The sequence below is a fragment of the Halorhabdus salina genome (assembly GCF_013839425.1).
GTDB lineage: Archaea > Halobacteriota > Halobacteria > Halobacteriales > Haloarculaceae > Halorhabdus > Halorhabdus salina.
The window spans coordinates 263,077-275,288 of the sequence record NZ_JACDNP010000004.1 but is presented as its reverse complement, the minus strand read 5'-3'; the positions used below and the strand labels follow the sequence as shown (position 1 = coordinate 275,288).

General features: G+C 59.0%; 9 protein-coding genes. 3 read left to right on the top strand and 6 right to left on the bottom strand.

Annotation, left to right across the window (positions count from 1 at the left end; translation table 11 throughout):
• The first annotated feature begins 368 nt into the window (after nt 1-368).
• Together HZR20_RS07760 and HZR20_RS07755 are read left to right on the top strand one after the other, a co-directional pair.
• On the top strand, nt 369-1,445 hold the full coding sequence (locus HZR20_RS07760) for a TrmB family transcriptional regulator (protein WP_181686011.1): 1,077 nt from the start codon (nt 369-371) through the stop codon (nt 1,443-1,445).
• Between the two features lie 80 nt (nt 1,446-1,525).
• Nucleotides 1,526-3,007, top strand: a complete 1,482-nt coding sequence (locus tag HZR20_RS07755; RefSeq protein WP_181686010.1) for a glycoside hydrolase family 32 protein — start codon at nt 1,526-1,528, stop codon at nt 3,005-3,007.
• A gap of 56 nt (nt 3,008-3,063) precedes the next feature.
• Here the strand turns inward: HZR20_RS07755 and HZR20_RS07750 are convergent, their stop codons facing one another.
• From HZR20_RS07750 to HZR20_RS07730, 5 genes are all read right to left on the bottom strand, one after another.
• On the bottom strand, nt 3,064-4,254 hold the full coding sequence (locus tag HZR20_RS07750) for an ABC transporter ATP-binding protein (RefSeq protein ID WP_181686009.1): 1,191 nt from the start codon (nt 4,252-4,254) through the stop codon (nt 3,064-3,066).
• Nucleotides 4,255-4,261: 7 nt separating this feature from the next.
• A complete protein-coding gene (locus HZR20_RS07745) occupies nt 4,262-5,221 on the bottom strand; it encodes a carbohydrate ABC transporter permease (protein ID WP_181686008.1) in 960 nt (319 codons plus the stop codon).
• A gap of 1 nt (nt 5,222) precedes the next feature.
• Complete coding sequence (locus HZR20_RS07740; RefSeq protein ID WP_181686007.1) at nt 5,223-6,221, bottom strand: carbohydrate ABC transporter permease; 999 nt, start codon at nt 6,219-6,221, stop codon at nt 5,223-5,225.
• Between the two features lie 282 nt (nt 6,222-6,503).
• Nucleotides 6,504-7,985 carry an extracellular solute-binding protein gene (locus HZR20_RS07735; protein WP_181686006.1) on the bottom strand — a complete coding sequence of 494 codons (1,482 nt, stop codon included), beginning with the start codon at nt 7,983-7,985 and terminating at the stop codon, nt 6,504-6,506.
• 626 nt (nt 7,986-8,611) lie between these two features.
• Nucleotides 8,612-9,202, bottom strand: coding sequence for a hypothetical protein (locus tag HZR20_RS07730; protein ID WP_181686005.1), 591 nt, complete (start codon nt 9,200-9,202; stop codon nt 8,612-8,614).
• Nucleotides 9,203-9,384: 182 nt separating this feature from the next.
• On the opposite strand from HZR20_RS07730, the gene HZR20_RS07725 reads away from it, so the two are divergent.
• A complete protein-coding gene (locus HZR20_RS07725) occupies nt 9,385-10,989 on the top strand; it encodes an alpha-amylase family glycosyl hydrolase (RefSeq protein ID WP_181686004.1) in 1,605 nt (534 codons plus the stop codon).
• 403 nt (nt 10,990-11,392) lie between these two features.
• Here HZR20_RS07725 and HZR20_RS14350 read toward each other — a convergent pair.
• Nucleotides 11,393-12,212, bottom strand: an 820-nt coding sequence (locus HZR20_RS14350) for an alpha-amylase family glycosyl hydrolase (protein ID WP_258560386.1), incomplete at its 5' end; no start/stop codon positions are given.

Genomic DNA, 12,212 nt, shown 5'->3' with positions numbered 1-12,212 from the left:
TGCGGTCACCAGTCTTTCACCAGCGTTAAGAGGACGCTGACAACACGGGCGATGCCGTCTTTGCCAACCGGTCGGCCGGATGCTAACCACTGATGCCCGGGGCGTCAACATTCGCGGACGTCTTTTAATACGCTGTTTCGCGTACGCCAACAAACTAGCTCGCGGAAAGGTTTTTACAATTGAGGTTGTAAATATGTCTTTGAAATGGGTTACAATAGTCGACAGCTCACGTTGCTTGTGATGGGCTGCACTGGCGGCCTTGGCTCGACGCGGCGGAACAGTCGGGTCGTCGCTGGCGGCGTGACGACCGAAACCGTACCGACGTCACGCTTTTCAGTACAATGACGAATTCCTCGGAAACACAGCCAATGAACGAAGCGAAACTCACGGCGGTACTTGAAGACGCTGGTCTCTCTCCGTACCAGGCGAGCGCGTACGTCGAGATTCTCAAACTCGGATCGGCTTCGGCGACGACAATCGCCAAGGAGAGCGACGTTCCCGATCCACGGATCTACGACGTTCTGCGAGATTTGGAGGAATCCGGGTACATCGAGACCTACGAACAGGATAGCCTTCGGGCCAGAGCTTTCAGCCCCGAGGCCATTCTAGGGGATCTCCATGAGCGGGCGACCAACTTCGAGACCGCTGCCGACGAGATTGAGAATCTGTGGGAAGCACCAACCATCGAGACCCACACGGTAAATTTCGTCAAACGGATCGACACGGTTCTCGATCAGGCGGCGGCGATCATCCGCGAAGCGACTGATCAGGTTCAGCTGGCAGTGAATCTCGACCAGTACGAGCAACTCCGCCCGGCGCTCAAGGCCGCCCACGAGAACGGTGTTCATATCCGGATTGGGATCTATATTGACGAAGATAGTGGAGCGCAATTCCCCGATCTCTCCGAGTTGCAAAGCGTCGCAGCGGAAGTCGGTTATCGGCCAGTCCCGGTGCCGTTCGTCGCGGTCGTTGATCGGACAACGACCTGTTTCGCGCCGCACAAACTCTCGATGAACCGATACGGGATGATCGTCAAGGATCGAACCTACGCTTATATCTTCCATTGGTTTTTCCTCGCGGGTATCTGGGAGTCGAACTTAGAGCAACTCGTGACGAGCGATGACACTCCGCCGATGACGTACATTAACGTCCGTGAGTGCATCCGGGACATTGCTGACCCTCTCTCGGACGGGGCAACGATCACTGCGACAATCGACGCTATCGACATCGACACCGAAGCATCGATCTCCCTCGCCGGGACGATCGTCGACGTACACTATACCGGCATTGAGCAATATCCGGCCGACGTGCCGGTCCTGTATCACGGCGGCCAGGCGACGATCGTCCTAGATAACGGGGATCGGGAAATCGAGATCGGTGGCTGGGGCGCAGTCATCGAGGATTACGAGGCGACCCGCCTCGTCGTCGAATCGATCGAAGACTGACGACTGCCCCGAGACGAATTCGCCGACGCTGCGTCACGACTTCCCGTCGGGTTTATTTTCCGCTCGCCCGCACCCGTAGTATGGACCACGTGACGGCACTTCCGGACGCTATCGAGGAGCGAACGTCCGACGCGCGGGTCCGGCGACAACGCTTTGCCGATGACCCGTTCCGTCCGAATTATCATTTTTTCCCGCCGGGCGGACTGCTTCACGATCCCAACGGGGCCGTGTATTGGAACGGCCGGTATCATCTCTTCTATCAGTTTTGGCCGCCGGATATCTCTAGAACCCGCGATTGGGCAGAAGCCATGCACTGGGGGCACGCTGTCAGCGACGATCTCGTCCACTGGCGTGATCTCCCGATTGCTCTCGCGCCCGACAGTGGTCCCGAACGCGGGTGTTACACCGGACAGGCACTCGTCGAGGATGATCGTGTGATCCTGATGTACTTCGGAACGGACGCGGGCAACTGTATCGCGACGGGAACTGACGACCATCTCCTCAAGTTCGAGAAGTTCGAGGACAACCCCGTCGTCCCGATCGACGAAGACGCGCCCTACGAGATCTTCGATCCCTGCCTATGGGCCGACGGAGAGACATATCGCTCGCTCTCGGGCTGGAAGGCCGACCGACGGGCCACGGAGTTTCTCTTCGAATCTGACGATCTCCGGGAGTGGACCTATCGCGGGCCACTGATCCAGGACGGTTTCTACACAGACCCTGACGAGGACGGGGCCGTCCCGAACTTCTTTGCCCTCGATGACAAACACGTCCTTCTCTTTTTCTCCCATCCACGAGGGCCCCAATACTACGTCGGCGAGTATGACAAAAAAGAGCTAACCTTCGACATCGAAACGCACGGCCGCTTGAATCACGGCCCAGTCGATCAGGGCAACCTCCATGCCCCGTCGGTCCTCCACGAGGGTGACCGACGCGTTGCTTTCTTCAACGTTGTTGAGGGGCGAATGGACTGGCAGGATCATCCCACTGGGGGATGGACGGGCGTGATCGGACTGCCCCGTAATCTCTCGATCGAGGATGGCCGACTCCGTCTCGAACCCGTCGACGAACTCACGACGATACGGCGCGATCACCGTCGCGTCGACTCAGTCTCTCTCTCGCCCGAAGACGAGTGGCAATTTCCCAAGCCCGGGGGTCGGAGTATTGAACTCCACGCGACGATCGATCCCGGTGATGCCGATCAACTCGATATCGGGGTGTTGGGCTCCCGGGATGGGTCCGAACGGACGACGATTTCTTACTGGCGCGGAAGTGACGCCCTCGGGATCGACACTAGTCGGTCGAGTACCGATGCCGAGGTACTGGCGCGTCCGCCGGAAGTCGGCACGCTTGAACTCGACGACGACGAGTTACTTGATCTTCGGGTGTTCGTCGACAAGACCATTGTCGAGGTGTTCGCCAACGGCCGCCAGACACTCACGACGCGGGTGTACCCGGACGCGGAAAGTACCGATATCTCGCTGGTCGCGCGTCGAGGATCGGCCTCCCTGCACTCGCTCGATGTCTGGACGATGGACGATATCTGGCAATACGACGATTGAGCCAGACGTCAGACGATCGGTTCGGCCTGGCTATCGATCCGAAAAGAGGCCCTCGATTAGTCGTCGGCTTGTGCTTCGTCTTCGCCGGGTCCGGTATCCATCATTGCACCCTGGATCACTCCGTGCGAGATCGCGTTGCCGTTCTCCATGTCGAAGAGGTGGAGCCGGGCACGGTCGAAGACAATCTCGACCGTTTGGTCTTCGGTGATGTCGGTCGCTGGATCGACACTCATCAACAGGCCCTCACGCTCTTCGACGCTCCCCATCCCGTCTTCGGCTCCGGCTTCGACCGGCTTGAGATAGACGAAAATCTCGTCGCCCATCGGTTCGAGCACGTCGGTGACAACTTCTACGCGGGTACTCGGCTCGGCCGCTTCTGACTCGTTTTCAACGAGATAGATATCTTCGGGACGGATTCCGATTTCGACCGCCTCGCGGGAAGCGAGGCCTTCGACGGCGGCCGTATCGTACGACAGGGAGTACCCGTCGGCCTGCAGGTCGCCCTCTCGAACTGTCGCGGGAGTGAAGTTCATCGACGGCGAGCCGATGAATCCCGCGACAAACCGGTTGGACGGCTTGTTGTAACAGGTCAGCGGCGGGGCAATCTGTTGGAGCTCGCCCCCATTGATGACGGCGATCCGATCGGACATCGTCATTGCTTCGGCCTGGTTGTGGGTGACGTAGATGATCGTCGTCTCCAATTGCTTGTGCAGCCGCTGGAGTTCGGTCCGCATGTTGACTCGGAGTTTGGCATCCAGGTTCGCCAGCGGCTCGTCCATCAGGAATACGTCCGGGTCCCGGACGATCGACCGGGCAATCGCAACGCGCTGACGCTGGCCGCCGGACAGCTCGTCGGGCATCCGATCGAGCATTCCCTCCAGTTCGACAACTTCGGCTGCCTCTTCGACGCGCTCGTCTATTTCGTCTTTCGGGAAATCACGAAGTCGGAGGCCAAAGGAGATGTTGTCATAGACGTCCATGTGGGGAAATAGCGCGATGTTCTGGAACACCATCGCGATCCCACGGTCCTTTGGCGGGAGGTTCGTGACCTCCTTTTCGCCGATATGGATAGTCCCTGACGTCGGCTTGGTGAGCCCGGCGACCGTCTCGAGTGTCGTCGATTTCCCACAGCCGGATGGACCGACGAGCGTGATGAACTCGCCGTCCGCCAGATCGAGATTCATGTTGTTGACTGCCACTACGTCCTCGTATGATTTCGATACGTCGTCGAGTTTAACTCGTGCCATCGTTAGTTTACTCCTTGAGTGCTCCTTGCGTCAGTCCGCTTACAATTTTGTCCTGTGCGAGGACGACGAGGATCGCGACCGGCACGATCGCAACGAGGCTCGCTGCGGCCTGTAGGTCGTACCGAACGGTGTACCGCGACTGGAAGGCAAGGACGCCGTTGACGATCGGTGCCCACTCGCTGGCCGCATCGCCGGTCATGAGGAACGAGAAGAAAAACTCCGTGTACACGGTGATGAAGGTCAGGATGCCGGCTGTGGCGACTCCAGGTGCCGACAACGGCATGATAACCCTGAATAGCGCCCCGATTCGGGTCGATCCTTCGACTCTGGCGGCGTCTTCGAGGCCGTCGGGAATCTGCGCGTAGAAGGTCATAAGGATGAAGACCGCAAGCGGCATTGTGAACGCACTGAGCGGGGCGATAACTGCTCCTGGGGTCCCGTATATCTCCGCCGGGAGCATGAAGAGGCCGAGCATCTTCACCTGCTGGTTGAATGCCCGGAACAACGGCAAGAACAGCGTCGCCGGCGGGAACCAGCTTAATACCAGTAGTGAGAACAACAGCGGGAGTTTGCCCCGGAAGTTCAGGCGACCGAACGCGTATCCCGCCAGGCTCGCGACGATAATCACGACAACGGTGACTGTGGTCGCGTAGAACAGACTGTTAAACATGTACCGTGCGAACGGCACCTGTTGGAAAATGTCGACGAAAGCGTACAAGTCGATCTCCGTGGGAATCAGCGGGATGTTCGTCTGGCCTGGCGGCGCCATCGCGACCGCAAACAGCCAGTACAATGGGAACAACGTCGTCGCCAGCAAGACGCCACCCATGAATACGCCCATCACTGCGTAGGCCTTCTGTGGATTGCGTATCCAGTCGGCGGCCCACGCCTGGACTCGATTTTTCGACTCTTCGTCCTGATCATCGAGCGTTTCTGCGTCGTCGTGGTCTTGTGCGTCGATACTCATGCTATGTCAACCCCAGGCTCTGGTTGCTGTATCGGATAAACAGCAAGTATACGGAGATGAACACGCCGACTGTGATGGCGATGAGGACGCTCACCGCTGCCGCTGATCCGTACAGCGTTGTCGATCCGAAGGTGAATTCCGTCACCAGACACGTCATCGATGGAACCGTCGAACAGCCGACTCCGGTGGATTCTATGATCCCGTACACGCGGAGTGCTCCCATCGTCCGGAACAGCATCGCGACCATGAGCGCGGGGAAGACCAGCGGGAACGTGATGTACCGGAACCGCTGCCAGGTTGAGGCGCCCATAACGTCGGCTACCTCATACAGGTCCTGATTGACACTCTCCATCCCGGCCAGGATCAACAATGCCATGAACGCCGACGTCTTCCAGATGTCGGCTACCGTGACGATGACAAAGCCACTGAACGCATCTCCCAGTGGTAACTGTGAGAAGATGCCCAGTTGATGTAGCGGGCCGGTCAACAACCCGTACCCGGGCCGGAACAGCAGGAAGAATATCATCCCCTGGATGACGATCGGAATGGCCCACGGGATAATAATCAGTACGCGGACGAGTCGCTGGCCACGGTACTCCGCCTTCATCAACATCGCGTACGCGAACCCAAGCAGGGTCTCCCCGGCGACGCTGATAATCGCGAACAACAGCGTCAGGATGAGTGCCTGCTGAAGGATCGGTGTTTCCATTGCCGGATCCAGGAACGTCAACGTCGCGAAGGGGTTCGAGTCGGTGAGCAAACTGACGTAATTCTCGAGCCCGACGAACCCGCCGAGACTCTCCGGGCCGACGATGACGTCCTCGAAGAACGACATCCTGAACGACGATGCTAGCGGCCAGAAGGCGAACAGGAGCAAGATGAGAAATCCTGGAGCCAGCAATAACAACGCGTAAGTTTGCTCGCTCAGGTTTTCCGTCCACGTCGCCAGGCGCGAGACGATGCTACTCCTCCCCGCCGACTGTGTTCGCTCAACTCCCATGGGTCGGGGCACTTCCATTGGCGTTTGCGTGTAATTGCCACTCAACCATACGTTCGATCGTCCTCAAGTCTATCATTTGAATATTGTGGTTCGTTTGAATGTGCGTCTTGTCTTTGGCTTATCCCTACTTGCCAACGGGCTCGGTCCAGACCGACCAACGTGTCGACGAGATGCCCGTTGGAACGGGTATCCGTCGTTCGCTGGTACCTGCCCCACTACAGGTACACCATCGGGTTTGGTCGGTGTCCGTTCCAGCCGAACTGGCTTTCGACGCGGTCTTTCCTAGGCCTGCTCCTCGATAGCCTTGATCTTGGTTTCCAATTGCTGGGCCGCGTCGGCTGCCGATTTCTTTTTCGTGAGTGCGGCGTTGACTTGCTTCGAGATGATGGTCGACTGCGTGGGCCAGACGGACGTCGTCGGCCGCGGCATGAGGTTCTCGGCGGCGTAATTGAGGGGTTTGAAGTACGGCCCGTAGGTCGGGTGTTCCTTGACGTAATCGTACAGCGACGGCTTCGGCGGCATGTAGTTTGCGACGTCGAGTTGCTTTTTGTGCATCGCGTCGCTCCACCAGGCTTTGATAACTTCCTTGGCTGCAGCTTTGTTGTCGCTGTACGGGTTCATCGAGAGGATCCAGCCACCTTGGGCGTGCCAGGAGCCGTTGGGCCCTTTCGGCAGTGGCATCACACCGAGTTCTGCGTCCGTTCCGTCGAACTTGTCCGCTGCACCACCGATGGCGTACGTCCAGTTGCGCTGGGTGACGGCGTTCCGGGCTTCGAAGATACTCTTCGTGTCGGGTTCGATCCATCCACCGACCTCCTTGGGCGAAACACCCTTGACGTCCATCGGCGATTCGCCCTCGCCGTAGATCAGATCGCGCGCTAGTTCGATACCGTCGATGGCTTTCTCGTCTCCGATCGTGACCGGTCGATCGCCGACCGGCCCGAAGAGGTTGTCCTCGCCGCCGAAGAAGGACCCACCCATGCTCGTCAGGAATTCATTGAACGTACAACACGACAGTCCGCCGTAGTTTTTGCCCTGCCAAACGTGGCCGTAATCCACATCGCTGGCCTGCTTAGCTTCTGCGACGATACTTGAGAACTTGCCCCAGCCGATCGGGTTCGACTGCCACTGCTGGAAGTCGGACTCGGTGTAGCCGACCTCTTTGAAGAGGTCCTTCCGATACTGCACGGTCGGGAAGTCCGGGAAGACGGGGATCGAGTACAAATCACCCGTGCTTGGATGTTCCCCCGTCTGTATCATCGACTGGACGCCTTCTTCTCTCACCTGTGAGATGAACTCGTCGCTCATCGCATCGGTCAGGTTGACGAGGTCGCCCCGGACGATGAACGGAATCGTCCACCCGTTGTCGGTCAACACGAGATCAGGGTCTTTCGACTCTGCGTTGATTTGTGTTCTGAGCCGCTGCTGTTTGCTTCCCGTCTGTTGGGCAGCGGAGTTGAGTTGGATGTCGACGGAATCCGGAACGCCCTGCTCGTGGAGGACTTTTGTGAACTTCTCTTCGTTCTGTTCCCACACCTTCCCCGCGAACACCGAGACTTTCCCGCCGATCTCGTCACCGTCGGCCGTACCAGTCGTGATGCCTCCGTCGGTTTGGTCGTCACCGGTCGTTTCGCCCCCGCTGTCTGTCGTGGTGTCTCCACCGCCACACCCTGCGAGACCCGCTGTCACGCCTGCTGCGCCAGCAGCCTGGATGAACCGCCGTCGGGACACGTTCGACGAACTGTCTTTGTTGCCGTTGGGCATATTTTATGCCAGTGTTCTATGATCACTTAAATGTTCCCCTAATATAACTACAGTCGTTGTAAAACCCTCTCACTCCCGACAAATAACATCCTTTTGTGACACGATGCGGTACTCACCGATTCACAGCGTTGTTTTGCAGCTCTGTTGACTCGTGTCCCGTCACCGACAATAGGGGCTCCAGGCGATCTGGGCGTCTCTCTAGGTGCCATACACGAGTTTCACACTACCGCGGAGAACGTCTTGGCCCTATTTCCCGTCACTTCGTCGTCGCCGATCTCTCTCATTGGCACACGGTTGTTCCTCTCTGCCGCGAACACAGTGGGCGTTCCTTCCATGGGGTCCAAGAACATTGGCGTCGATCGCTCTCTGTACGGACATAGCCACAAGACGCAGTCGGAGTCCCGCCACTGGCGGTGCGACGGGAGTTTCAACGGGTCGTGGTGGAGCGACCGCCCCTCACGGACGCATCGTGCGTTCGGGTGTTAATTCCAGTCGCCTCCTCACGGAGAAGGTCGGGGGGAATCAAATTCGCCTGCTGGTGCAGTGCGGTCCTAAACGGCGAAGCCTCGGGGCTTGTCCCCGAGGTATTTCACGTAACTCCCCAATTGTTTATCGGATCGATCGCATTACCCTGTGCCAGCCATCCACGTATCGACCACACGGGGGAATAGCAATGTCGCCGTTCCGCTGACACCGAGCGACCACAGCAGTCCAGCCCCCACCATCCCTGTTTGGCCAGCGACGACACTCCCACTGTGGACTGCCACGAGGAGGGTGCCATTAAAGTAGAGCAGTCTGAGCACGAGTAGCGTGGGAAACAAGCGAGCCCACCCTGGAGCGTTGGTGAACGGTGGCGAGATCCAGCCACTCCTGAGGAGCGTGCCGCCGACGATCATCGTCAGCAGGGCCACAATCCACGTTTCGAACAGGGCAGGGGGTTCCCGGACCGGGGCGACTGGGAGGTACAGCATCACCGGAAGTGTGAGGATTCCGACCTCAGCGGTGATCCGACCGATATCGGCCAGTAACACTCCGATCTGCCCCTTCTGGCTTCCTGTCCGGTTCCCAATCGCCAGAAACTCGCGGCGATAGTTGGACGTGGCCGCGCTCGTCTCTCGACCGGGCGGCCCACGTCGTGGACTGCGTCCTCCCCCCCGATGCGCACGAGTCCTGTTGGGCAATCCGTTGTCCCGACCCGGCTGTGTCGAGTCGCTCATTACGTCCTCTTTCGGGTAGGCGGAGTTAAATGTCGGCACGGACACGATCGCAGGCGGACTCTCGAATGAGTCTCTCCTCGAAACTGTCGGGACTCGACCGGCGAACCTTTGTACGTACCTCTCACATCGTGACGTATTGCGGAGCCACCCCCGTGCGGGACGCCGCGAACGGAGTGATTACGATGACAGACACAATCGAAACGCTGTGGGAAGACATCTATGGGACGGCGTATCCAGACAGGAAAGCAACGCTCCTCGAATTACTCGAGGAACGCAGCGAACAGACTACGTACGTTCCCTCAGAGACCGACTGGTATCAAACCGGCGTCGTCTACTCGCTGTATGTGGATTTGTTCGCCGACGATTTTCACGGGCTGATCGAGCGACTCGAGTATCTCGAAGAGTTGGGCGTGACGGTCGTCTGGCTGTTGCCAGTCCTCGAATCGCCGATGGTCGACCAGGGATTCGACGTCGCTGACTTCTCTAGCGTCCGGAACGAACTCGGCGGGACCGAGGCGTTCCTCGAGTTCGTCGAGGCGGCTCACAACCGCGATATCAAGGTAGTGTTTGATGTCCCGATCAACCACACGTCTGACCAGCACCCGTGGTTTCAAAATGCTCGCGAAAGCCCAGATGCCGACTACCGTGACTACTATCTCTGGAACGACGGTACCGAGAAATACGCGGAGACACGCCTGCTCTTGAAAGGCGTCTCGGATTCGAACTGGACGTACAACGAACCCACGGACGATTACTACTTCCACCGGTTCTACGACGTCCAACCGGACCTCAACTACGAGAATCCAGCAGTCCTGATCGATATGATCCGGATCCTGACCCGCTGGCAAGTGGCGGGCGTCGACGGGTTCCGGATGGATGCCGCGCCCTTCCTCTGGAAGCGCGAGGGGACAAACTGTGAGAACCTCCCCCAGACACACGCGATCTTGCAACTCTTCCGGGCGGCCTTCGATTACGTTTCGGAGGGCACACTCATGATCGCCGAGGCGAATCAGGAACCGTCCGATGTCGTCGATTACTTCGGCAACGGCGACGAGTGTCATGTCGCGTATAATTTTCCAATTATGCCGACGTTCTTCCTGGCGCTCGCTGAGAACGATCCGACCTATATCACCGACGAGCTTGACCGCTTAGAGAGGCTTGACGTCCCCGATACCGCCCAGTGGTTCACGTTCTTGCGTGTCCACGACGAGTTGACCTTGGAGTTCGTCAGCCCGGATGAGCGCCACCTCCTCAACGACGAGTACCGCCGGGCCGACGATTGGGACTTCCGTGACGGTGAGGGGATCTCCGGGCGGCTGTACGACCTTCTCGAGACAGATCCCGATCGCGTCCTGCTCGCGTACTCGCTTTTGTTTTCCGTCGAGGGAACGCCGATTATCTATTACGGTGACGAGATCGGGATGTCGAACGATCGGCGGTTCTTCGAGGAGATGAACGAGAAACTCGGCTACGACGACAGTCGCTACCTCCATCGCGGCCCCTTCGACGAAGAGCGCAAGGTAGCCGCGATGACCGGCGACGACCCAGACGCCCACACGATCTGGACCGGCCTTCAGGAGATGATCGAGACCCGAACTCGTAATCCGGCGTTGTTCACCGAACAACCGACTTACCGGGCTGACAATGGCGTCTTCGTCTCGACGCGAACCCACGGGGACCGGGCCCTGTCCACGTACACCAACGTGACGACGGAGTCACGCACGATCGACGGGATCGACCTCGACGGACACACATACGTCTGGCGTCTCTCGGACCAACAGCCATAACCGAACCGGGCCGTGCGTTCAATGCTCTTGGTACGTAGCTGCCTCACGTGCACGCTTGCCACAGTGCTTCCCCCTCATTGACTTTCTCCCTGTGCGAATCGGCGTGTCTCATCCTGCCAACAGCCTTCCGAGTTGCTGCCGTGGGGACGTCGCCCACTCGTAACGGCTGTTCTGGCGAATCGAACCGTTCGGTTGCCCCGACGAACTCCCGATCGTGAGGAGTGGCTCGATGTGTTGGGCCAGACGATCGCGTTCACCGGCCCTATTATCACACTCGCCGGATGGTCCGGGAGTACCTGCTGGACGCGTACAGTCGATACTCACCCGGTTTTCGGGACCGATCGTGTGGATTCGCGCTACGCACCGAAGAGTCACCGGACTGCAAGCCACTCAGCTGACGACTTCACTCGGAGTTGCCCTGATCGAACAGCGTCGGCGTCTCGAAGACAGCGAGTGTCTCGACCTCGACGGTCACCGCGTCGTCGGCGGTTGTGACCCCGAGGTCCTCTCCGGAGAACTGATCGTGCGTGTCGACGACGGCGCGCAGATCGACCTGCTGGGGTTCCGCGCCGAAGTTTACGACGACCACACGCTTTTCCTCGCCGGCGTCCCGGCCAAACACCAGGATATCCTCGCTGGCATCAGTCCGGTAGGCTTCACGGACCAGCGTCGCTTCCGGGCCCGTGACCGGCGAGTCGTGATAGAAGTCGACAAGATCCGAGACGAATCCGAGATGGTCTTGGTCGTACTCTTCCCAGTTCATGAACGCCCGCTTGTACGGGTCGGCTTCGATGTCGTCGGTCTCGTCCTCGCGATCGCTGAACGGGCTTTCACGGCGCTGGCCGTATTCACCGATGAGTCGCTCCTGGCCGTAGTACAGCATCGGCACGCCAGGGAGTGTGAACGACGCCGCCAGTGCTCCTCGCTCGGCGGCGGCCGGGTCGTCGCGGACGCCGTTGGCCGAAGCCTCGTGATAGATCCGCGATTCGTCGTGGTTCTCGGTGGCGTTGATGATGCGGCTGTGTTCGGGGAACCCGTAGGCTCGCCGGGCACGGACCTTCTCGAAGAGATCTTCCGGCGGCCGTTCGCCGCGGGCGACGGCGTGGGCCGTGTGCATGAATCCCATCGAATCAAAGTGCAGGTCGAATTCCGATTCGCCCATCGACGGAATCCGAGGGATGGATTCATCGAGCCACAGAAACTCGGCATCCTTCTCACGAGTC

Excerpts from the sequence above, each read along its gene's own strand:
- HZR20_RS07760 (WP_181686011.1), top strand. The coding sequence starts at position 369 with ATGAACGAAGCGAAACTCACGGCGGTACTTGAAGACGCTGGTCTCTCT.
- HZR20_RS07755 (WP_181686010.1), top strand. The coding sequence starts at position 1,526 with ATGGACCACGTGACGGCACTTCCGGACGCTATCGAGGAGCGAACGTCC.
- HZR20_RS07750 (WP_181686009.1), bottom strand. The coding sequence starts at position 4,254 with ATGGCACGAGTTAAACTCGACGACGTATCGAAATCATACGAGGACGTA.
- HZR20_RS07745 (WP_181686008.1), bottom strand. The coding sequence starts at position 5,221 with ATGAGTATCGACGCACAAGACCACGACGACGCAGAAACGCTCGATGAT.
- HZR20_RS07740 (WP_181686007.1), bottom strand. The coding sequence starts at position 6,221 with ATGGGAGTTGAGCGAACACAGTCGGCGGGGAGGAGTAGCATCGTCTCG.
- HZR20_RS07735 (WP_181686006.1), bottom strand. The coding sequence starts at position 7,985 with ATGCCCAACGGCAACAAAGACAGTTCGTCGAACGTGTCCCGACGGCGG.
- HZR20_RS07730 (WP_181686005.1), bottom strand. The coding sequence starts at position 9,202 with ATGAGCGACTCGACACAGCCGGGTCGGGACAACGGATTGCCCAACAGG.
- HZR20_RS07725 (WP_181686004.1), top strand. The coding sequence starts at position 9,385 with ATGACAGACACAATCGAAACGCTGTGGGAAGACATCTATGGGACGGCG.